Annotated in this window: 20 protein-coding genes; 10 read left to right on the forward strand and 10 right to left on the reverse strand. The window is 66.9% G+C overall.

The genetic code is table 11. From position 1 onward, the window contains the following. Complete coding sequence (gene kstD, locus AC5Y3Z_RS20080) at positions 1 to 1,695, reverse strand: 3-oxosteroid 1-dehydrogenase (RefSeq protein ID WP_473140342.1); 1,695 nt, start codon at positions 1,693 to 1,695, stop codon at positions 1 to 3. 72 nt (positions 1,696 to 1,767) lie between these two features. Here kstD and AC5Y3Z_RS20085 point away from each other — a divergent pair, with 72 nt between their 5' ends. From AC5Y3Z_RS20085 to AC5Y3Z_RS20115, 7 genes are all read left to right on the forward strand, one after another. Further along, a complete protein-coding gene (locus tag AC5Y3Z_RS20085) occupies positions 1,768 to 2,553 on the forward strand; it encodes a 2-keto-4-pentenoate hydratase (RefSeq protein ID WP_473140341.1) in 786 nt (261 codons plus the stop codon). A gap of 47 nt (positions 2,554 to 2,600) precedes the next feature. After that, positions 2,601 to 3,515, forward strand: a complete 915-nt coding sequence (locus AC5Y3Z_RS20090; protein WP_473140340.1) for an acetaldehyde dehydrogenase (acetylating) — start codon at positions 2,601 to 2,603, stop codon at positions 3,513 to 3,515. Continuing rightward, positions 3,512 to 4,561, forward strand: a complete 1,050-nt coding sequence (dmpG, locus tag AC5Y3Z_RS20095) for a 4-hydroxy-2-oxovalerate aldolase (protein WP_473140339.1) — start codon at positions 3,512 to 3,514, stop codon at positions 4,559 to 4,561. The genes AC5Y3Z_RS20090 and dmpG overlap by 4 nt, the downstream gene beginning before the upstream one ends. 113 nt (positions 4,562 to 4,674) lie before the next feature. Beyond that, positions 4,675 to 4,956 carry a hemophore-related protein gene (locus AC5Y3Z_RS20100; protein ID WP_463828629.1) on the forward strand — a complete coding sequence of 94 codons (282 nt, stop codon included), beginning with the start codon at positions 4,675 to 4,677 and terminating at the stop codon, positions 4,954 to 4,956. Positions 4,957 to 5,047: 91 nt separating this feature from the next. Next, on the forward strand, positions 5,048 to 6,187 hold the full coding sequence (locus tag AC5Y3Z_RS20105) for a hypothetical protein (protein WP_463828630.1): 1,140 nt from the start codon (positions 5,048 to 5,050) through the stop codon (positions 6,185 to 6,187). Further along, positions 6,184 to 6,966, forward strand: a complete 783-nt coding sequence (locus tag AC5Y3Z_RS20110) for an SDR family oxidoreductase (RefSeq protein ID WP_463828631.1) — start codon at positions 6,184 to 6,186, stop codon at positions 6,964 to 6,966. The genes AC5Y3Z_RS20105 and AC5Y3Z_RS20110 overlap by 4 nt, the downstream gene beginning before the upstream one ends. Continuing rightward, on the forward strand, positions 6,966 to 8,111 hold the full coding sequence (locus tag AC5Y3Z_RS20115) for a sulfotransferase family protein (RefSeq protein WP_473140338.1): 1,146 nt from the start codon (positions 6,966 to 6,968) through the stop codon (positions 8,109 to 8,111). Before AC5Y3Z_RS20110 ends, AC5Y3Z_RS20115 begins: the two co-directional genes overlap by 1 nt. Positions 8,112 to 8,285: 174 nt before the next feature. Here the strand turns inward: AC5Y3Z_RS20115 and AC5Y3Z_RS20120 are convergent, their stop codons facing one another. Both AC5Y3Z_RS20120 and AC5Y3Z_RS20125 read right to left on the reverse strand, forming a co-directional pair. Next, positions 8,286 to 8,735: a hypothetical protein gene (locus AC5Y3Z_RS20120; protein WP_463828633.1), complete on the reverse strand. Its 450-nt coding sequence runs from the start codon at positions 8,733 to 8,735 to the stop codon at positions 8,286 to 8,288. 4 nt (positions 8,736 to 8,739) lie between these two features. Next, positions 8,740 to 9,909 (reverse strand): 3-ketosteroid-9-alpha-monooxygenase, oxygenase component, encoded by a 1,170-nt coding sequence (locus tag AC5Y3Z_RS20125; RefSeq protein WP_463828634.1) that lies wholly within the window; start codon positions 9,907 to 9,909, stop codon positions 8,740 to 8,742. A 128-nt stretch (positions 9,910 to 10,037) separates the two neighbouring features. Here AC5Y3Z_RS20125 and AC5Y3Z_RS20130 point away from each other — a divergent pair, with 128 nt between their 5' ends. Beyond that, the gene (locus tag AC5Y3Z_RS20130) at positions 10,038 to 10,565 is read left to right on the forward strand and encodes a gamma carbonic anhydrase family protein (protein ID WP_463828635.1); all 528 of its coding nucleotides are present in this window, start codon (positions 10,038 to 10,040) and stop codon (positions 10,563 to 10,565) included. 91 nt (positions 10,566 to 10,656) lie between these two features. On the opposite strand, the gene AC5Y3Z_RS20135 is transcribed toward AC5Y3Z_RS20130, so the two are convergent. The 6 genes from AC5Y3Z_RS20135 to AC5Y3Z_RS20160 all read right to left on the reverse strand — a co-directional run bounded on the left by AC5Y3Z_RS20135 (position 10,657) and on the right by AC5Y3Z_RS20160 (position 18,733). After that, on the reverse strand, positions 10,657 to 13,908 hold the full coding sequence (locus tag AC5Y3Z_RS20135) for a PE family protein (protein ID WP_473140337.1): 3,252 nt from the start codon (positions 13,906 to 13,908) through the stop codon (positions 10,657 to 10,659). Positions 13,909 to 14,181: 273 nt separating this feature from the next. Then, complete coding sequence (locus tag AC5Y3Z_RS20140) at positions 14,182 to 14,592, reverse strand: nuclear transport factor 2 family protein (protein WP_463828637.1); 411 nt, start codon at positions 14,590 to 14,592, stop codon at positions 14,182 to 14,184. Then, a complete protein-coding gene (locus AC5Y3Z_RS20145; protein WP_473140336.1) occupies positions 14,589 to 15,470 on the reverse strand; it encodes a TIGR03619 family F420-dependent LLM class oxidoreductase in 882 nt (293 codons plus the stop codon). The genes AC5Y3Z_RS20140 and AC5Y3Z_RS20145 overlap by 4 nt, the downstream gene beginning before the upstream one ends. Continuing rightward, complete coding sequence (locus AC5Y3Z_RS20150; protein ID WP_473140335.1) at positions 15,467 to 16,660, reverse strand: thiolase family protein; 1,194 nt, start codon at positions 16,658 to 16,660, stop codon at positions 15,467 to 15,469. The genes AC5Y3Z_RS20145 and AC5Y3Z_RS20150 overlap by 4 nt, the downstream gene beginning before the upstream one ends. Then, positions 16,660 to 17,721 carry a thiolase family protein gene (locus AC5Y3Z_RS20155; RefSeq protein WP_473140334.1) on the reverse strand — a complete coding sequence of 354 codons (1,062 nt, stop codon included), beginning with the start codon at positions 17,719 to 17,721 and terminating at the stop codon, positions 16,660 to 16,662. Before AC5Y3Z_RS20155 ends, AC5Y3Z_RS20150 begins: the two co-directional genes overlap by 1 nt. A 16-nt stretch (positions 17,722 to 17,737) precedes the next feature. Continuing rightward, a complete protein-coding gene (locus AC5Y3Z_RS20160) occupies positions 17,738 to 18,733 on the reverse strand; it encodes a Zn-ribbon domain-containing OB-fold protein (RefSeq protein ID WP_473140333.1) in 996 nt (331 codons plus the stop codon). Between the two features lie 69 nt (positions 18,734 to 18,802). Between AC5Y3Z_RS20160 and AC5Y3Z_RS20165 the strand changes: the two genes are divergently transcribed. Continuing rightward, complete coding sequence (locus AC5Y3Z_RS20165; RefSeq protein ID WP_473140332.1) at positions 18,803 to 19,834, forward strand: LLM class F420-dependent oxidoreductase; 1,032 nt, start codon at positions 18,803 to 18,805, stop codon at positions 19,832 to 19,834. A 57-nt stretch (positions 19,835 to 19,891) separates the two neighbouring features. On the opposite strand, the gene AC5Y3Z_RS20170 is transcribed toward AC5Y3Z_RS20165, so the two are convergent. Continuing rightward, positions 19,892 to 20,602, reverse strand: coding sequence for an acetoacetate decarboxylase family protein (locus tag AC5Y3Z_RS20170; protein WP_473140331.1), 711 nt, complete (start codon positions 20,600 to 20,602; stop codon positions 19,892 to 19,894). Positions 20,603 to 20,647: 45 nt separating this feature from the next. On the opposite strand from AC5Y3Z_RS20170, the gene AC5Y3Z_RS20175 reads away from it, so the two are divergent. Further along, the gene (locus tag AC5Y3Z_RS20175; RefSeq protein WP_463828644.1) at positions 20,648 to 21,877 is read left to right on the forward strand and encodes a cytochrome P450; all 1,230 of its coding nucleotides are present in this window, start codon (positions 20,648 to 20,650) and stop codon (positions 21,875 to 21,877) included. Positions 21,878 to 22,015: the final 138 nt, after the last annotated feature.

The raw sequence follows: 22,015 nt of genomic DNA on the forward strand, positions 1-22,015 counted from the left end.
TCAGTTGTTCCCAGCTATGTGCAACGCCGCCAGGTATCCGAATGTCATGGCCGGACCGATCGTGCCGCCCGGACCCGGATAGGTGTGACCCATCACCGGTGCGCTGACGTTGCCTGCGGCGTAGAGGCCGTCGATGACGCTGCCGTCGTCGCGCAGAGCCCGACCGTGCACGTCGGTGCGGATACCGCCCTTAGTGCCCAGGTCGCCCGGGACCATCTTGGCGGCGTAATACGGTGCGTGGCTGATCTCTCCGAGGTTCGGGTTCGGCTTGTTGGTCGGGTCGCCGTAGTACCTGTCGTAAGCGCTCTCGCCGCGGTGGAAGTCCTCGTCGACGCCGGAGCGGGCGAAGCCGTTGAAGCGGGCCACTGTCTTGTTGAATTCATCGACCGGCAGGCCGGCTTTGGTGGCCAGTTCTTCCAGAGTGTCCGCCTGGATGATCACTCCCGACTCCATCCACTTTCGCGGAATGCGTTGTCCCGCCTGCAGTCCGGCGAAGATATAACGGTCCCGGTACTGCTGGTCGAACACCAGCCAAGCCGGAATATTCTCACCCGGCCCGGGGCCCTGGCCGTACTCGCCGCCGTACATGTGATGGCAGGCTTCGACGTAGGGCATCGACTCGTTCATGAATCGCTTACCGGACATGTTGACGATGATCGAGCCCGGCGAATTGCGCTCGGAAAGCGCGAACCACGGTGCGCCGACCAGCGGAACCGTCGGGCCCCACCACGCATCCTCCATGACATCCAGTGCGGCACCGAGCTTTTCGCCGGCGATGATGCCGTCCCCGGTGTTGGCTTTGGCGCCGACCGTCCACTCGGTGGTGATGGGCGCCCGCTGGTACTTCACTCGCATCTGTTCGTTGTGCTCGAAACCGCCCGAGGCCAGGATCACGCCGCGCCGGGCGCGGATCAGCCGGGGTTCGGCGGACTCGGGCGCCGCGGTGTCGCGCACATATATTCCGCGGACCGCACCGTCCTCGACGTAGAGGTCGGTCAGCGCGGTGTTGAGTACCACCGGAACACCCGCTTGTTGCAAACCGATGCGCAGAGGCGCTATCAACGCGCGACCCATGCCGACCAGGTTCTTACCGGTCGCCTTGGCCCACATGGTGCGGGCGCCCACCTTCAAACTGCGGGCCACGCCCCGCGGGTGTCGCTTGAGCATGTTCAGTCGCACGTAATCCTGCTGCATCACAACCACATTGAGCGGGACCTTGCCGTAGGCGGGCTCCAGTCCGGCCTCGTCGGGTCCGAGCTTGCGGGCGTCGAACGGCTTCGGTTCGATAGACCGGCCTTCCGCGCGGCCGCCCGGTGCCTCGGGGTAGTAGTCGGAGTAGCGCGGCACCCAGCACATTTTCAGCGGTGTGTGCTTGAGGACGAACGAAAGCATCTCCGGTCCGCGCTGCAGATAGGTGTCGATGCGTTCGGGTTCGACCCCGCTCACCGACTTGTCGCCGACGATGCCGTGCAGGTAGGTGCGGGCGGCTTCGGGTGTGTCCTTGACTCCGTCGCGCTTGAGCACTTCGTTGTTGGGGATCCACACGCCACCGCCGGAGCGGGCGGTGGAGCCACCGAAGTGCGCAGCCTTCTCGACGACTACTGTCGAGAGGCCGCGGTGGGCGGCGGTCAGGGCAGCTACCATGCCGGCGGCGCCGCTGCCGACCACGACGACGTCGTACTCCTGTGCGGTCATGTAGAACACGTTATAGAATTGCCCGGGTCGGGCGCTACTGGCCCGGTCACAAGCGCGAAGGGAATTCGGTAAATGCTCGATGTGGCCACCCGCGACGAGCTCGCTGCCGACCTGGCGGAGGCGGAACGAAGCCGCCGCGGCATCGCCCCGTTGACCGCCGCATACCCCGATATCGACGTCGTCGACGCCTACGAGATCCAGCTGATCAACATCCGCCAACGGGTGGCCGAAGGCGCCCGCGTGGTGGGGCACAAGGTCGGCCTTTCCTCGAAGGTGATGCAGCAGATGATGGGCGTCGACGAACCCGATTACGGTCATCTGCTCGACGAGATGGAAGTGTTCGAGTCGACGCCGGTGCAGACGAGTCGTTATCTGCTGCCGCGGGTGGAAGTCGAGGTCGGGTTCATCTTGGGCGAGGACCTGCCGGGCGCAGGCTGCACCGAGGACGACGTGCTGGCTGCCACCGAAGCCGTCGCCCCGGCGATCGAGTTGATCGACACCAGGATCAGGGACTGGAAGATCGCGCTGTGCGACACCATCGCCGACAACGCCTCCTCAGCCGGCTTCGTGCTGGGTGAAGCGCGCGTGGGGCCGAACGACATCGACATCACCGGGATCGACGCGAAGCTGACCCGCAGCGGGGAGTTGATCGCGCAGGGGCGCAGCGACGCCGTGCTGGGCAATCCCGCCACAGCAGTGGCCTGGTTGGCCCGCAAGGTGGAAAGTTTCGGGGTGCGGTTGAGAAAGGGTGACATCGTGTTGCCGGGATCGTGCACCGTAGCGGTTGACGTGCGAGGTGGCGACGAATTCGTCGCCGACTTCGCGGGTCTGGGTGCGGTCCGTCTTACATTTCAGTAGCGAGCGATCGCAGCCGCCGGATCGCGACAAGTTAGTAGAGGAGCAACATGCCTGGTAAGGCGAGTGTCGCCATCGTCGGGTCGGGGAACATCAGCACCGACCTGCTCTACAAGCTGCTGCGATCGGACTGGCTGGAGCCGCGCTGGATGGTCGGCATCGACCCGGACAGCGAAGGCTTGGCCCGGGCCCGCAAGCTGGGTCTGGAGACCAGCCACAAAGGTGCGGACTGGCTGCTGGAGCAGTCCGAGAAACCCGACCTGGTGTTCGAGGCGACCAGCGCCTACGTGCACCGCGACGCCGCTCCCAAGTACGAGGCCGCCGGTATCCGTGCCATCGATCTGACTCCGGCCGCGGTGGGCCCTGCGGTGATCCCGCCCGCGAACCTGCGCGCGCACCTGGACGCCCCCAACGTCAACATGATCACCTGTGGCGGACAGGCCACGATCCCGATCGTGCACGCGGTGTCCAGAGTGGTCGATGTTCCGTACGCCGAGATCGTGGCGTCGGTGGCGTCGGTGTCCGCAGGCCCCGGAACGCGGGCCAACATCGACGAGTTCACCAAGACCACGTCGCGCGGGGTGCAGACCATCGGTGGCGCCGCTCGCGGCAAGGCCATCATCATCCTGAACCCGGCCGATCCGCCGATGATCATGCGCGACACCATCTTCTGCGCCATCCCCGAGGACGCCGACCGTGATGCGATCGCCAAGTCCATCCACGACGTGGTCGCCGAAGTGCAGACTTACGTGCCCGGCTACCGCCTGCTCAACGAGCCGCAATTCGATGAGCCCTCGGTGGTCAACGGCGGCAATCACGTGGTCACCACGTTCGTGGAGGTAGAAGGCGCCGGGGACTACCTGCCGCCCTACGCCGGCAACCTCGACATCATGACCGCGGCAGCGACGAAAGTCGGCGAGGAGATCGCCAAGGAGACGCTGGCCGTGCAAGGAGGCGCACGATGACGACCGACATCTTCTTCAACCCGGTCTGGGACGTCCGGATGACCGACACGTCGCTGCGGGACGGGTCGCACCACAAGCGTCACCAGTTCACCAAGGACGAGGTGCAGGCGATCGTGACGGCGATCGACGCCGCCGGGGTGCCGGTGATCGAAGTGACGCACGGCGACGGCCTGGGCGGCTCGTCGTTCAACTACGGCTTTTCCAAGACACCCGAGCAGGAGCTGATCAAGCTCGCCGCCGAAACCGCCCGGGATGCCAAGATCGCCTTCCTGATGCTGCCCGGGGTGGGCACCAAGGAGGACATCAAGGAGGCCCAGGACAACGGCGGGTCCATCTGCCGGATCGCCACCCACTGCACAGAGGCCGACGTGTCGATTCAGCACTTCGGGCTGGCGCGCGAACTGGGTCTGGAAACAGTGGGATTCCTGATGATGGCGCACACCATCCCGCCGGAGAAGCTGGCCGCGCAGGCCCGAATCATGGCTGACGCCGGCTGTCAGTGTGTTTACGTCGTCGACTCCGCCGGCGCGCTGGTGCTCGACGGTGTCGCCGACCGGGTGGCCGCCCTCGTCGCCGAGCTCGGCGACGACGCCCAGGTGGGTTTCCACGGCCACGAGAACCTCGGGCTCGGAGTGGCCAACTCGGTGGAAGCCGTACGCGCCGGTGCCAAGCAGATCGACGGCAGCGTGCGCCGGTTCGGTGCCGGCGCGGGCAACGCCCCGGTCGAGGCGCTGATCGGCGTCTTCGACAAGATCGGTGTGAAGACCGGCATCGACTTCTTCGACATCGCCGACGCCGCCGAGGACGTGGTGCGTCCCGCCATGCCGGCCGAGTGCCTGTTGGACCGCAACGCGCTGATCATGGGGTATTCCGGCGTCTACTCCAGCTTCCTCAAGCACGCCGTACGGCAAGGGGAGCGGTACGGCGTCCCGGCGCACGAACTGCTGCACCGGGCCGGACAGCGCAAACTGATCGGCGGTCAGGAGGACCAGTTGATCGACATCGCGCTGGAGATCAAGCGCGAGCAGGAAGCGGCACGCAGCTAGAGCCCGCTCCGAGGTCGGCGCGGGCGCGCTGAGCAGCTCGAATTCCTCAGCTTGTGCCTAACTTGCGTGGGTACTCTCGACTGCACCGTTTCGCCTCGTGAAGGAGACTTCCGATGATCGTGACTTCGAGGATTTCCCGCCTGCTCGTTGGCGGCCTGCTGGGTGCTTGCGCCTCGGCACTGATCGCGATGCCGGTGGCCAACGCAGATCCCTGCAACACCACCGTGGGACAGACCGCGGGGGAGCAGGTGAACGGCTACTTGGACCGCCACCCCGACGTCAGAGCCCAACTACAGGCCCGGGCCGGGTCGGGCACGGACCTCAACGACTACCTCAACCGGCACCCCGATGTGCGGCAGGCGCTGATCACGCTGGCCAATCAGTGCACCTCGTGAGGTGAGCGGGATTCGTCGGCCCTCCGCGTCTGCGACGCGCGGAAATGTTAGCGGTTGACTCAAAACAGGAACACGTTCTAGCGTCAGAGCCGTGTCCGCACCCCTTGTCTCCGACCAACTGACCGAGGCGATCGCCGAAGCCGAGAGGTTGGTCGCCGCCGCCCCGTTCATCGAGACCGAAGCCGACCTCCTCGAGGGGCTGCAATACCTGGCCGGATGTGTGTCCGGTTGTCTGCATCTGGCCTTCGACTACGAGCGTGACCACCCGTTCCTGCAGTCGGGCACCGGGCCGTTCACCAAGATGGCCCTGGACAATCCCGACACCCTGTACTTCGGCACCCGCGTGCATGCCGATCGCGACTACGTGGTCCGGGGTGTGCGCGGTACCACTACCGATCTGAGCTTCCAGTTGCTCGGCGGCGAGTACACCGACGACAACGTGCCTGCCAGCCAGGCCGCGTTCGACGACCGGGAACTCGACATCGCGCCGGACGGCACCTTCGAGTGGCGGGTGCGCCCGACCAGTCCCGGCCAGCTGGTGATGCGCGAAGTGTATGGCGACTGGTCGGCGCGACGCGGCACGCTGACCATCGAGCGGCTCGACACCGCCGGCACCGCACCGCCCCCGCTCACCCGTCAAACGATCGAAAAGCGTTACGCCACAGCCGGAAAACAGCTGGTGAATCGCGTCAAGACGTGGCTGCAGTTCCCGCAGTGGTTCTATCTCGACATACCGGTCAACACCATGGTGCCGCCCCGGCTGACCCCCGGCGGACTGGCGACGCAGTACTCGTCGGTGGGCCACTTCGACTTACGGCCCGATCAGGCGCTGGTGATCACAGTGCCGGTCAGTGACGCGCCGTACCTGGGCTTCCAGCTGGGCAGCCTGTGGTACATCTCGCTGGACTACATCAATCACCAGACTTCATTGAACAACACTCAGGCTCAAGCCGATCCGGACGGCAAGGTGCGCATAGTGGTCAGTGACCACAACCCCGGGGTCACCAATTGGGTTGAGACGCTGGGACATCGGCGCGGATTCCTGCAGTTCCGCTGGCAGCGGGTGTCCAGGCAGCTCACCGACGCCGACGGTCCCGCCGTCGAACTGGTGGACGTCGACAACGTGCCGGCCGCGCTGCCGTACTTCGACCACAACAAGATTTCCGAGGAAAACTGGCGGGCGCGAATCGCGCTGCGGCAGCAACAAATAGCGGCAAGGATGCTTGGATGACCGATCTGCTCGACGGCAAGGTAGTGGTGATCAGCGGGGTCGGCCCCGGTCTGGGAACCACGCTGGCGCGCCGATGTGCCCTCGACGGGGCCGACCTGGTGCTGGCGGCCCGCAGTGCCGACCGGTTGGACGATGTCGCCAAGCAGGTCGTCGATATCGGCCGCAAAGCGGTTGCGGTACGCACCGACATCACCGACGACGAACAGGTGAGCAACCTCGTTGACGCCTCGCTGGAGGCATTCGGCAAGGTCGACGTGCTGGTCAACAACGCGTTCCGGGTGCCGTCGATGAAACCGCTGGCCGGCACCACGTTTCAGCACATCCGAGATGCGATCGAACTCAGTGCGCTGGGTGCGTTGCGGCTCATTCAGGGCTTCACTCCGGCGCTCGCGGAGTCGCATGGCTCCGTGGTCAACGTCAACTCCATGGTGATCCGGCACTCGCAGGCCAAATACGGGGCGTACAAGATGGCCAAGTCGGCCCTGCTGTCGATGTCGCAGTCCCTGGCGACAGAACTCGGTGAGCAGGGTATCCGCGTCAATTCCGTTGCACCTGGCTATATCTGGGGTGACACCCTGCAGGGTTATTTCAATCACCAGGCGGGCAAGTACGGCACCACCGCCGAGCAGATCTATCAGGCCACCGCGGCCAACTCCGACCTCAAACGGTTGCCCACCGAGGACGAGGTGGCGTCGGCGATCCTGTTCATGGCCAGCGATCTGTCCAGTGGCATCACCGGACAGACCCTGGACGTCAACTGCGGGGAGTATCACACGTAATGGCCGAGCGAACTGACATTGCGACGGTCGACGAATTGCACGCGTCGGCAACCAAACTCACCGGGTTGGATGATTTCGGCTCTGACGACGACAACTACCGCGAAGCGCTGACGGTGTTGCTCGACTCGTATCGGACCGAAGCCGGCCTGACGGTGTTGGGCAGCAAGATGAACAGGTTCTTCCTGCGCGGCGCGCTGGTGGCCAGGCTGCTGTCCGAATCGGCGTGGAAACAGCATCCGGGATACGCGGACGTCGTGATCGAGCGGCCGATTTTCGTGACCGGATTGGTGCGCACCGGGACGACGGCGCTGCACCGGCTGCTGGGCGCCGATCCGGCGCACCAGGGTCTGCACATGTGGCTGGCGGAGTTCCCGCAGCCCCGCCCGCCGCGCGACACCTGGGACTCGAATCCGTTGTACCGCAGGCTTGATGACCAGTTAAACCAGCACCATGCGGAGAACCCCGGTTACACCGGCCTGCACTTCATGGCGGCCTACGAGCTCGAGGAGTGCTGGCAGTTGCTGCGGCAGTCGCTGCACTCGGTGTCCTATGAGACCCTTGCCCACCTGCCGACTTACGCGAGGTGGCTGTCCGAACAGGATTGGACGCCGTCGTACCAGCGGCACAAGCGCAACCTTCAATTGATCGGCATGAACGACACGGACAAGCGTTGGGTGCTGAAGAATCCGAGTCATCTGTTTGCGCTGGACGCGCTGATGGCGACTTATCCTGACGCGCTGGTGATCCAGACGCACCGACCGGTCGAGACGATCATGGCGTCGATGTGCTCGCTGGCCCAGCACACCGCCGAGGGATGGTCCACCACGTATACCGGGGCCCAGATCGGGGCCGACTCGATGGAGACCTGGTCGCGCGGGCTGGAACGGTTCAATGCTGCGCGCGCCAAATATGATTCGGCGCAGTTCTACGACGTCGACTATCAGGAATTGATCGCCGACCCACTGGGCACGGTGGCCGACATCTACCGGCACTTCGGTATCGCCCTGACAGACGAGGCCCGGCAGGCGATGGAAGCCAGTCACGCCGCGAGCCAGCAAGGTGATCGGGCGCCGAAACACCGGTATTCGCTGGCCGATTACGGGCTGACCGCCGAAGCGGTGAAGGAGCGGTTCGCCGGCCTGTGAGCGTGCCCGGCTGCGAACGACTTGCCCACCAGCAGCGACAATGCACTGCGCGGCCAAAGTCGCTGATAGGTGGGAAAGTCGCGGTGAGGCGGGCAGTCGCGTGAGCATCCCGGCCGTGGGGCTGGCGTGACGGATGTGACCGCGTGGCTAACCCGCGCGACTGAGTCGCGCGTCTCAGTCGGCCGCTTCGTGCTCGAGAATGCCCTCGGCCACCGCGTGCTCGATGCTGTCGGATAGCCGCGGACAGGCCCTGGTGCGTGCGGTGTCGCCGCCCCCGGCGCGCACCTCGGCAAAGTGCGCACAGCGCTGAGCGGCCTCGGTATTCCATTGCACCGCAGTGTGTCCCGGTCCGAGCCGCCGCACCGTCACCGTGACGTGGCAGAACCGGCAGTCCACCGGCCGTAACCCTGCGCTCAGGTAGCGGTCCCGGTCGACGCGGCTGGCTTCGGCCACCGAGGCGGCGCGCTCCGGGTCATTGGTGAAATCCCTTGACTTGGACCACGTTCCGGAACCGCTACGGCCATTGTGCGACGGTGCGTCGTCATGATCATGGTGATCGCCGTGCAGGGCCAGCATCGACCGGGCCAGCCGGTCGACGTCGGGTACGTCCTGGTCGTCGGCCACGACTTCAGTGTTGCTGCGCAGGTACGTCGTCGGCGGCCGGCTCGGCGTCGCGTGCCTTCAGGTTGTCCGCAACCTCGGCGTTCCAGAACTCGTTGGCGCGGGTGGTGTCGACCTCGATCTCGAAGCGCTCCACCATTTCCGGCTGGATGTCGGCCACGTCGACGTAGAACTGCTGATACCAGCGGCGCAGCTGATAGACGGCGCCGTCTTCCTCGACCAGCAAGGGGTTGTCGATGCGCGTCTTGTGCTTCCAGATCTCCACGTCCTGCAGGAAGCCCTTGCTCACGCCGTCGGTGAAGACCCGGGACAGCTTGTCGGTCATCTTCTCGTCCATGCCCTTGGGCTTCTCGACGATCACGCCCCACTGCAGCACGAACGAGTTCTGAGTGACCGGGTAGTGGCAGTTGATGAGGATCGACTCGGCCTTGTAACCGCCGTAACTGTTGTGCAGCCAGTTGATCATGAACGACGGGCCGAAATACGAAGCCTCCGAATCCAGATGCGCCTCACCGTAAGTGGTGCCCAGATCGTCGACGTCAGGCCGGCCGACGTTGTGCAGGTACTGCGAAGCGATGTGGCCTTCGAAGACGTTCTTGAAGTACGTCGGCAACCCGAAGTGGATGTAGAAGAAGTGCGCCATGTCAGTGACGTTGTCGATGATGTCGCGGCAGTTCGACCCTTCAATGAGGATGCTGTTCCACCGCCACTCGGTCCACTCGTCGCTGGCCGCCTCGGCCAACTCCGGAATCCGGACCGCAGGGTCCGGCGGGTTGCCTTCGTGGTCGTGCCACACGAACAGCAGACCGCTGCGGACATCAGTGGTCCACGCCCGGGTGCGCGCCGTCTTGGGGGTGCGTTTGGCGTACGGCACCAGCTTGCAGCGGCCGTCGCCACCCCAGCGCCAGTCGTGGAACGGGCAGGCGACCTCGTCGCCCTTGATGGTGCCCTCGGACAGGTCGCCACCCATGTGCCGGCAGTAGCCGTCGAGCACCTTGATGTCACCGTGAGAGTCGGCGAACACCACTAGTTTGGTGCCGAACGCCTGCACCGAGTGCGGTTTGCCGTCCTGAAAGTCTTTCGCGACGCCCAGGCAGTGCCAGCCGCGGGCATACCTGGTCGGCAAGGCGCCGGGGTCGATTTCCCGGACACCGACGTGGCTTGTGTCGGTACTCACCCTGTTACCTCCGCGGTTGTATCGCAAAAAAGGGGCTGCTAACTAGAACACGTTACAGTTTTGGGGCGGAGGTGCGCAACGACGGTGAGGCTAACCACGGTATATGCGCGTTACGGTATATGTAATTGATGCCGTTGTTCTCTTTCGAAGGTCGCTCGCCGCGCGTCGATCCGACCGCATTTGTGGCACCTACCGCGACGCTGATCGGCGACGTCACCGTGCAGGCCGGCGCGTCCGTTTGGTACAACGCTGTGCTGCGCGGCGACTATGCCCCGGTGGTGATCCGGGAGGGCGCCAACGTGCAGGACGGGTCGGTGCTGCACGCCCCGCCCGGAATCCCCGTCGACATCGGTCCGGGGGCGACGGTCGCGCATCTGTGCGTGATCCACGGCGCCCACATCGGGTCCGAGGCGCTGATCGCCAACCACGCCACGGTGCTGGACGGCGCGGTGATCGGCGCGCGGTGCATGGTGGCGGCGGGTGCGCTGGTGGTCGGGGGCACGCAGATTCCGGCCGGGATGATGGTGGTGGGTGCGCCCGCCAAGGTGAAGGGGCCGATCGAGGGGACCGGCGCGGAGCTATGGGTGAACGTGAATCCGCAGGCCTACCGGGACCTCGCGCAGCGGCACATCGCGGGGATCGAGCCGGTTTTGTGATTCGGGTTCGGCAACGAGGCCAACGACGAACACACCTGTAAGTGCGTGGGCGCTGCTACGACGTCGGTCATCGGCATCTGACGGGGTGGATCTACGGGGTTCCGTGGGTGCCGGGTGTGCCGGGGGGTGTTCCGCGGCCCGCCGATCCGCCGCTGCCGCCGATGGCGTTGCCGAAAACAGAATCGGTGGTCGCATTCCCGCCGTCACCCCCATCGCCACCTGCGCCGCCGTTCCCTGCACCGCCGTTTCCTCCACCGCCGGCGGTCGCCGTGGCGGTGGACGCTGAATTGATGATGGTCGCGTCGCCGCCGTCGCCGCCGTTGCCGCCGCGCCCGGCGCTGCCCTCACCGCCCACCCCGCCGCCACCGGCAGTGGCCTGCCCGGACCCGGCGGTCGCGGCGTTGCCACCGTTGCCGCCGTTGCCGCCGGTGGCCCCGCTGGTGCCCGCGGCGCCGTTGCCGCCGATGGCGTTGCCCGACCCGGAGGTCTGGGCGTTGCCGCCGCTGCCGCCGTTGCCGCCGCCGGTGGTACCGGTGCCACCCGCCGCACCGCTGGCGCCCACCACGTCCTGCGCCGACCCGGAGTAGACGGTTTCGGAACCGCCGTTGCCGCCGTTGCCGCCGCGCCCGGCGCTGCCGTGACCGCCCGCACCGCCGGCTCCGGCAGTGACCTGCCCGGACCCATCGGTCGTGGCGTTGCCGCCGTTGCCGCCATTGCCGCCGGTGGCCCCGTTAGTGCCCGCGGCGCCGTTGCCGCCGGTGGCGCTGCCCGACCCGAAGGTCGAGGCATCGCCGCCGTTGCCACCGTTGCCGCCGCCGGTGGTGCCCTTGCCGCCCGCCGCACCGTCGGCGCCCACCACGTTCTGCGCCGACCTGGGGTCGGCGAGTAATACGCTGCCGCCGTTGCCGCCGTTGCCGCCGCGCCCGGCGCTGCCCTCACCGCCCACCCCGCCCGCACCGGCAGCGACCTGCCCGGACACCGAGATCGACGAGCCGCCGTTGCCGCCGTTACCGCCGGTGGCCCCGGCGGTGCCCGCGGCACCGTTGCCGCCGGTGGCGCGGCCCGACCCGTTGGTCGCCCCATCGCCGCCGCTGCCGCCGTTGCCGCCACCGGTGGTGCCGGTACCACCCGCCGCACCGTCGGCACCCGTGACGTTCTGCTTCGAATCGGTGGCCAACGCGTATTCGGAGCCGCCGTTGCCGCCGTTGCCGCCGCGCCCGGCGCTGCCGTGCCCGCCCACGCCGCCGGCACCGGCTTTGACCTGCCCGGACCCGGAGGTCTGGGCGGTGCCGCCGTTGCCGCCGTTGCCGCCGGTGGCCCCGTTAGTGCCCGCGGCGCCGTTGCCGCCGGTGGCGCTGCCCGACCCGTCGGTCGCGGCGTTGCCGCCGTTACCGCCGTTGCCGCCGCCGGTGGTGCCCTTGCCGCCCGCCGCACCGTCGGCGCCCACCACGTTCTGCGCCGAACCGGTGTTGGAGACGGTTTCGGAGCCGCCATTGCCGCCGTTGCCGCCGCGCCCGGCGTTGCCGTCACCGCCCACCCCGCCGGCACCGGCAAAGACCTGCCCGGACCCGGTGGTCCTGGCGTTCCCCCCGTCGCCGCCGTTGCCGCCGGTGGCCCCTGCGGTGCCCGCGGCGCCGGCACCGCCGGTGGCGCTGCCCGGCCCGTTGGTCTGGGCGTTGCCGCCGTTGCCGCCGTTGCCGCCGCCGGTGGTGCCGGTGCCGCCCGCCGCACCGTTGGCGCCCACCGCGTGCTGCTTCGATTCGGAGTAGACGTATTCGGAGCCGCCGTTTCCGCCGTTGCCGCCGCGCCCGGCGCTGCCGTGCCCGCCCACCCCGCCGGCACCGGCAGTGACCTGCCCGGACCCGGAGGTCTCAGCGCTGCCGCCGTTGCCGCCGTTGCCGCCGGTGGCCCCGTCGGTGCCCGCGGCGCCGTTACCGCCGGTGGCGCTGCCCGACCCGTCGGTCCGGGCGTCGCCGCCGTTGCCGCCGTTACCACCGTTCCCGCCGGTGCCTGCGGCGCCGCCCGAGCCGCCGTTACCTCCCACGACGTTGCTCGAACCGGAGGTGAACACAGAGCCACCGTCGCCGCCTCGGCCTCCGGTACCACCGGTACCTGAGGGGCCGGTGGTACCTCCGGTGCCTCCGGTGCCGACGGCACCGCCGGCGCCGGCGTTGCCGCCGCGACCGCCGGTGCCGCCGTCGCCGCCGGTCAATGCGCCAGCGGAGCCGTCGGCCGCGCGCCCGCCGGCGGCGCCATTGCCGCCGAGCCCGCCGCTGCCGTTGATACCGCCGGCACCGCTGTTCCCGCCCGCGCCGCCAGCCCCGCCCGACCCCCCAGCAAAGCCCGAACCGCCGTTGCCCTTGGTCGGTATGTCGGTGTTGTTCGCGCCGATAGCTCCATTGCCGCCGTCACCACCGTGCCCACCGTTACCCGATGCGCCCGCCACGCCGCCAGCCCCAGCGGCGCCACCGGCACCGGCCGCACCGCCGGCACCACCGGCTCCGCCATCACCGCCCGCGGCGCCGCTAGCCGAGGCACCGTCTCCGCCGTTGCCGCCCAGACCTCCGTGACCGCCCAGACCGCCGCTACCGCCCTGGCCGAACAGCAGTCCGCGTGCTCCGCCGGCACCCCCTTGGCCGCCGACCCCGCCGACCCCGCCCGTAGCACCGGCCGCACCGCTACCCGCTACGGCCGACGCGCCCGCCCCGCCTTCGCCGCCTCCGCCACCGATCCCGCCGGCTCCGCCCTGACCGAAGAACAATCCACCGGCGCCACCCGCGCCACCATTGGCGCCGGCCATCCCCGGTGCACCGGCCGCACCGGCCTGTCCGGCACCGCCGGCCCCGCCGGCCCCGCCCGTGCCGACCAAACCCGCCGAGCCACCTGCTCCGCCGCTTTGACCAGCCGCGCCAGCGGCCCCATTGCCGCCGTTGCCCCACAACAGCCCGCCGTCGCCGCCCCGGCCGCCCGGGACGGTCGCGTCGGCGCCATTGCCGATCAGCGCGCGTCCCAGCAATGTCTGTGTCGGCGCATTGACTACCTCGAGCAGCAGCGCATCAATGCCGCTGGTTTCGGCTGTGGCATACGCCTTGCCGGCGCTCGCGAGGGTCTGCAGGAACTGATCGTGGAACGCCGTCGCCTGCGCACTGAAGGCCTGATATTCCTCGCCGTGCGCCGCGAACAGGGCCGCGATGGCCGCCGACACCTCATCACCGGCGGCAGCCACCAGCCGCGTCGTCGCGACCGACGCCGTCCGGTTTGCCGTCTGAACGGCCGTCCCGATCCCGGCCAAATTATCAGCCGCAGCCGCCACCAAGTCAGGTGTTGCAATGACAAACGACATTTGGCTCCCTCAAACTCTGTGGTCGCGAGATTTACACGCGGCCCTGATCGTGGCTCTGCGCATCCCGCCCGACGGAACCCAGAGTTAGCTCATCGCACGCTTGTTGCCGGCGACACCTGACCCGTGCGAATGGAAGCCCAACGGACTTTAGCCCCTTGCTGACAGAAAGGGAGGGAAACTGACACGATGCGTAGCTGGTCCATATTCGACTTCACCACAGCGAAAGTGAAGTCGGCGACGCAGAATCGCCGTGTTGTGTCGTGTGATTCACACTCAGCTGGAGACTGGGCGAGCGGACGCGGTCGCCTGGTCCAACTCCCAGTAGGCGCGCAGCGCCAGCAGCTGCCCCTGATCGTCGGCCCGGTAGGTGAACACGCCCTGGGCGGTGACCTGGTAACCGCCCGCAGTGATCAGGATGTGCCCGACGTTCGCTTCCTCATTTCCGCATTGATAGCTGTCTTGGAAGAAGAACTCGATCTTGTCGGTGGGCGCGATGGCCAGATCCCAGAACCGCGAGATCGCCTCCTTGCCGCGATGCCCCTTGCCCTCAGGGTCGAAATGCGATGGCCCGATAGGGTCTTCGACAATCGCGTCGTCGGCGAATACCGCCAGCCAGGCCTCCTTGTCGCGCGCGCCGACCGCCTCGCGGGAGCGCCGGCCGGCCTCGTGCGCCGGATGAGTCACGCGTCCTGCCAACCCGAGTGGATGTAGGTGTCGGCGAACCGCTTCATCGAATCCTGCTTCTTGTCCAGCGGCGCATCGAAGCTCAGGCCGTCGAAAACCCAGGGAATGGTGATGTAGTCGGTCACCCCGATGTCGGCGAGCTCGCGGTGGCCGTCCACGCCGAACTTGTCCATGCACACGGCCTGGTACTCGAAAGGGTCTTCCGCACGGCCGTTTTCGGCGAGCAGCGCCTTGAGCTTGCCGATGGTTTCGTCCAGTTGCGCGTGCGTCATCATCGCGCTGGTCCAGCCGTCGCCGACGCGCACCGCCCGCTTGAGTGCCACGTCGGTGTGCCCGCCGACGTAGAAGGGCACCGGCTCACTGGGCGCCGGACTCATCTGCAGACGGTCGAAATCGTAGAACTCGCCGTGGAATTCGACCATGCCACCGGCGAGTACCAGCTTGATCACGTCGATCATCTCGTCGACCCGCTTGCCGCGACGCGCGTACGGTACCCCGCACCATTCGAATTCTTCGGGCGCCCAGCCGATTCCGACACCGAATCCGAACCGGTTGTTGGTCAGGTTGGCCACCGAGCCGACCTGGCGGGCCAGCAGCAACGGGTTGCGTGACCCCAACTTCATCACGTTGGTGTAGAACCGCAGTTTCGAGGTGACCGCGCCCATGGTGCCCGCCAGGATCAGCGGGTCGACCCAGGGGGAGTTCTCGTCGAACATCCGCTTGCCGTCGGCGGTGTAGGGATAGTCGACGGACTGCTTCTCGAAGTAGAAGATCGAATCCGGCAGCGCGATCGCGTCGAAGCCGACTTCCTCTGCGGTTTTGGCGAGTTCGGTCAGCTGGTCGATCGGGCTGAACGCGATGCTGAGGGTGTATTTCATGCGCCGGCCTGTTCCGGCTTGTCGCATCCGACCACCCACATCGAGTAGTACTGCGAACCCCCGCCGTAGGCGTGGCCCAACGCCTTACGCGCATTCGGCACCTGATGGTCCCCACCCTTGCCCATCACCTGTATCGCGGACTCCGCGAAGCGGATCAGGCCCGACGCGCCGATCGGGTTGGACGACAACACCCCGCCCGACGGGTTGACCGGCAACCGTCCACCGATCGCGGTCTCGCCGGCTTCGGTCAGCTTCCAGCCCTCACCCTCGGGGGCAAAGCCCAGACTCTCCAACCACATCGGCTCGAACCAGGAGAACGGAACGTAGATCTCGGCGGCGTCGATCTCGTCGATGGGACTGGTGATGCCGGCCGCCTTCCACAGCGCGGCCGCGGCGTCCCGGCTCGCCTGCGGACTGACCTGGTCGCGTCCGGAGAACTGCAGCGGCTCGGTGCGCAGCGCGGTGGCGTGAATCCAGGCCACCGGGTTCCCCTCTGCCAGCCGGGCATCGGCGATCTCCTCGTTACCGATCACCACAGCGCAGGCGCCGTCGGACGACGGGCAGGTCTCGTCGAAACGGATCGGGTCCCACAGCATGGGGGACTGCATCACCTTCTCCACGGTGATGTCGGGTTGGTGCAGGTGCGCCAACGGATTCTTGGCGCCGTTGAGTCGGTCCTTCACGGCGACGATGGCACCGATGTTGAGCGGGGCACCGGAGCGGCGGATGTAGGACCGCACGTGCGGGGCGAAATAGCCACCGGCGCCGGCACCCACCGGCTTGATGAACGGGATCGGAATCGACAACGCCCACATGGCATTCGACTCCGACTGCTTCTCCCAGGCCATCGCCAGCACCCGGCGATACTTGCCCGATTGCACCAGGCTGGCCGCGACGATGCCGGTGGATCCGCCTACCGAACCTGCAGTGTGCACGCGGATCAACGGCTTGCCGGTCGCTCCTACGGCGTCGGCCATGAACAGTTCGGGCATCATAACGCCCTCGAAGAAGTCCGGCGCCTTACCGACGACGACAGCGTCGATGTCGTCGAAAGTGGACCCGGAGTCCGCCAACGCCCGGTCGATGGCTTCGCGCACCAGCCCGTTCATCGAAACGTCTTTGCGTTTCGCCACGTATTTGGTCTGTCCGGTGCCGAGCACCGCGGCGAGGTTCGCTCCTGCGCCAGCCATCAGTTCTTCCCTTCCATGACCGCGACCAGGTTCTGTTGCAGCGCAGGGCCGCTGGTGGCGTGTGCCAGCACCCGTCCCGCCGAGCCGTCCCAGATGTGTTGTGCGGCAAAACCGATGCGTTCCAGGCCGGCGACGAACATCGGGTTGGCGGCCAGTGCGCCGCCGGACGGGTTGACCTTCGTCGACTCCCTCAGGCCGATCGCCTCGGCGAGGATCAGGTGCTGGTGGGTGAACGGCGCGCAGATCTCGGCAACGTCGATGCCGGTGTCACCACCGGTGGCCGCCTTCGCCGAAGCCGCGGTGGACGACGAGATGGTCAGGTCGCGCAGACCCAACGCGGGGGTATCGATGCGGTGTTCGATTCCCGTTATCCAGGCCGGCTTTTCGCGTAGTTCGCGCGCCCGGTCGTCGGCCGCGAGCACGATCGCTGCCGCACCGTCGGTGATCGGCGCGATGTCGTGGCGTCGCAACGGATCGTTGAAGAACGGCCGGGCCAGCAGTTCGTCGATGCTGTCGGCCGGCTGCTCGGAGTCGGTCCGTTCCGACCGCGCGAACGAGTCGAGGGCGACCTGCGCCATCTGCTCGTGCGTCCACTTGCCGGAGTCCAGTCCGATGCGCGCCTGCAGTCCGGCCATCGACACCGAGTCCGCCCACAACGGCGCCACGGTGTAGGGGTCGGTCTGGCGCGACAGGATCTGGCGCAGGATGCCGGCCGACGACTTGCCGAACCCGTACACCAGCGCGGTGTCGACCTCACCGGTGAGGATCTTGATGTAAGCCTCGTACAGCGCCCAGGCGGCGTCCATCTCCACGTGGGATTCGTTTATCGGCGGCACCGCGCCGATCGAGTCGATCGCGGAGATGAACGAAAATGCCCGTCCAGCAAGGTAATCCGACGACCCCGAACACCAGAATCCGATATCGGACTTGGTGATGCCGAGGTCGCCGTAGAGCTGGGCGAAGCACGGCATCAGCATTTCGACGCCGTTGGTGGTGCCGTCGGTACGGCGTACATGCGGCGCGTGAGCGAAGCCGACCACCGCGACATTGCGAGTGCTCATGGTGTGAGTAAGCCCTTTACAGGTGGTGTTTGTAGGTGTCGTAGTCGGCGTCCGGTTCGCCGGTCGGCCGGAAGAACTCGATGTTGTCGATGCCGAAGCCCCACTCTTCGCGAGGACGCCACACCGCCTCCACCCGCATGCCCATCCGGACTTCGTGCGCGTCGACGTCGGCGACCAGGTGCAGGAACGGGATGTCGGCGCCGTCGAGCAGCACGTAGGCCGCCACGTAGGGCGGTTTGATGCGCTGACCCTGGAACGGGATGTTGATGATCGCGAACGTCGTCACCGTGCCCTTGTCCGGCAGTTCGACGAAATCGGTGGTGGGCAGGCCGGTGGCCGGGTCGGCGCCATGCGGGGGGAAGTAGACCTTTCCGTTTTCGCCGGTCTTGGCGCCCAGCAGCTTGCCCTCGGCAATGGCCCGCAGGTAGGCGCTTTCCTCGTGCGACGCGGTGTGCTGGATGGTCAGCGAGACGGGCGTGACGATCATGGTGACCGGATCCTGTTCGGACGGCTCGCCTTCGGGCTCGGTGTCTTCGCCGGGCACGAAGTAGGCGATGTCGGTGATGGCACCCACGGTCTGCTCGGCCCAGTGCACGTGCACCCGGTCACCGGTCTTGATGGACGAAGGACCCGCGGCTCCGACATCAATCGCGTGCAGCAGCGGGGTGTCCGCGCCGTCGAGCTTGATCAGCGCCCAGGCGAACGGTCGGTCCAGCGGCTCCCCGCCGAGCGGCTCGGGTTGCCACGTCCAGGACACCACGGTGCCGACGCTGGCCACGGGTACCATCTCGCGCAGCGGTTCGTAGGTGACGGGGTCGTATTCCGCCGGCGGCACATGAACCCGGCCGTCGGAGCCACGGACCCCCAACACCCGGCGGTCCCGCAGCGCGGTGAAGAACTCACCGAGCGTGGGACCCACCGAACGGGTGTAGTCGAAAGACAACGTCAACGGTGCGGAGAGAGGCGGCTCAGGGTGGTCGATCAGGGTCGGGCCGCTCGAACTGGCTGTCACGCCTTCGAGTAGAACAGGTTCTAAGAATGGTTTCAACTAGCCCTTTACCAAGGCCGTAGGAGGCAAGCTGTGAAGCTCGGACTGCAACTCGGTTACTGGGGCGCTCAACCGCCGGAGAACCACGCAGAGCTCGTCGCCGTGGCCGAAGAAGCCGGGTTCGATGCGGTGTTCACCGCCGAGGCATGGGGTTCGGACGCCTACACGCCGCTGGCGTGGTGGGGGTCCTCGACGCAACGGGTGCGGCTGGGCACCTCGGTGGTCCAGCTTTCCGCGCGCACCCCGACGGCCTGTGCGATGGCCGCGCTGACGCTGGACCACCTGTCCGGCGGCCGGCACATTCTGGGCCTGGGCGTGTCCGGACCCCAAGTCGTCGAAGGGTGGTACGGGCAGCGCTTCCCCAAGCCGCTGGCCCGCACCCGCGAATACATCGACATCGTGCGCCAGGTGTGGGCCCGCAGGGAGGCGGTCACCAGCGCCGGTCCGCACTATCCGCTGCCGCTGTCCGGTTCCGGCACAACAGGTTTGGGTAAGCCGCTCAAACCGATCACCCACCCGCTGCGCGCCGACATCCCGATCATGCTGGGGGCCGAGGGGCCCAAGAACGTGGCGCTGGCCGCCGAGATCTGCGACGGCTGGCTGCCCATCTTCTACTCGCCGCGCATGGCCGACATGTACAACGAGTGGCTCGACGAGGGGTTCGCGCGGCCGGGCGCCCGACGCTCCCGGGCGGACTTCGAGATCTGTGCGACCGCGCAGATCGTCGTCACCGAAGACCGGGCTGCGGCGTTCGAGGGCATCAAGCCGTTCCTGGCCCTCTACATGGGCGGCATGGGTGCCGAGGACACCAACTTCCACGCCGACGTCTATCGCCGGATGGGATACGCCGAGGTGGTCGAGGAGGTCACCAGGTTGTTCCGGTCCGACCGCAAGGACGAAGCCGGCAAGGCCATCCCGGACGAGCTCGTCGACGACGCGATGATCGTCGGCGATCTGGACTACGTGCGTAAGCAGATCGGCGCCTGGGAGGCGGCGGGCGTCACCATGATGGTGGTGGGTGCCCGCAGCGTTGAGCAGGTACGGGACCTCGCCGCGTTGATCTGAGCGGCGGCCTTGCGGTACCGCTAGAACGCGTTCTAGATTGACTCGATGGGGATGGGCTCAGACGGCGTGCGCGTCGCCGAACGACATCTCCACGTTGGTCACCGACTGCGTCATCAACGCCCGCTTGGGCAGGCCCAGCGATGCCAACTCCTTGGCGTAGGGGTGCTCGCCCAGCCTGATCCGGGCGCCGCCGAGGCGGGTGCGCACCCCCGAGGTCTGCATTGTCGACGAGGTCTCCCGGGTGACCCCGTCCAGGTGGGAGTACGTCGTGAGGTGCTGCGCTTTCATGGCCGGATGCGGAAGGCCGGGGCTGAACTCGATCCCGGCGATCAGCTGACCGTCGGCGCTGACGTCGAAGTCGAACTTGCGTCCCTCGCGAACGGTGAAGTCCGCCATGATCTTTGGATATCCCCAGATGGTGCGCCCGGCCTCGAGGGTGAACTCCTGGTCGACCGGCAGGCGATGGATGAAAGTGGCGGCATCGGCCATTGCCCGCAAGCCCTTGGCGTGCGTTCCCGGCCGGTTGACCAGGAAGGCGGTGCCGTACTCGTGGTACTTGCCGAGATCGCCGTCGAGGTAGCGGACCAGCAGCTGCACCAGAATCGCCCGGCCCGGCAGGTATTCGAAGACCTGCAGGCCGCTGTAGTCGATCAGACGCTGCGCGGCGCCGGCGGGGACCGAGAACATCGCGGAATGCTGATCGGCCTTGCGGATCACCACCGGCATGGTGAGCACGGTTCCGGCGATGGTGTGTTGCGAGACAGTCATGGGGCTTACTGTAATGGGCTCGACGTAGCGAACTGGAGGCTGTAGATGACTGACGTTGTGGGTGAAACCATTCCCGAGACGATCCTGAACATCGATCTGGCGGACGGCAACTTCTATGCCGACGGCGTCGCGGCGCGGGCAGCTTACCGCTGGATGCGGGCCAATCAGCCGGTGTTTCGGGATCGCAACGGACTGGCCGGAGCCACCACCTATCAAGCAATCCTGGACGCCGAACGCAACCCGGAACTGTTCTCCAGCACCGGCGGTATCCGCCCCGATCAGCCCGGCATGCCCTACATGATCGACATGGACGACCCGGCCCACCTGATCCGCCGGAAATTGGTCAACGCCGGGTTCACCCGCAAGCGGGTGAAGGACAAAGAAGCATCGATCGGCGAGCTGTGCGACACCCTGATCGACGCGGTGTGCGAGCGTGGCGAGTGCGACTTCGTCCGGGACATCGCCGCACCGCTGCCGATGGCGGTGATCGGCGACATGCTGGGCGTACTGCCCGAGGACCGCGGGATGTTGCTGAAATGGTCGGACGACCTGGTCTGCGGGCTCAGCTCGCACATCGACCCGACGTCGGCGGAATTCCAGACGGTGATGGAAGCCTTCGCCGCGTACACCGCTTTCACGATGGATCTGATCGGTAAGCGCCGTGCGGAACCGACCGACGACCTGTACTCCATCCTGATCAACGCCGAGGTCGAAGGTCAGCGGATGTCGGACGACGAGATCGTGATGGAGACACTGCTGATCCTGATAGGCGGCGACGAGACCACCCGGCACACGCTGAGCGGGGGGACCGAGCAACTGGTACGGCATCGCGATCAGTGGGAGGCGCTGGTCGCCGACCCGTCGTTGCTGCCGGGGGCGATCGAGGAGATGCTGCGCTGGACGTCGCCGGTGAAGAACATGTGCAGGACGCTGACCAGTGACACGGAATTTCACGGCACCTCGATGCGGGCGGGCGAGAAGATCATGCTGCTCTTCGAGTCGGCGAACTTTGACGAGTCGCAGTTCGACCAGCCGGAGAACTTCGACATCCGACGAAACCCGAACAGCCACTTGGCATTCGGATTCGGCACCCATTTCTGCATGGGTAATCAGCTGGCCCGCCTGGAGCTGTCGCTGATGACGTCGCGGGTGCTCGAGCGGCTACCCGATCTGCGGCTTGCCGATGAATCGGCGTTGCCGCTGCGTCCGGCGAACTTCGTGTCCGGGCTGGAGTCGATGCCGGTGGTATTCACCCCGAGCCCGCGAGTCTGCTGAAGAGCGTTCGCGCAGCCGGTCCCGGCGGGCTGCGGCGCGATTTGCCCGACCTGATCCGACGATGCCAGAAAATTTGAGGTTCATGGGTACGTTGTCCGGCTAATTTCCTATCGTTATGGCTGCAGGGCAGCGCGAAGG

The sequence above is a fragment of the Mycobacterium sp. NGS61 genome, assembly GCF_059812325.1.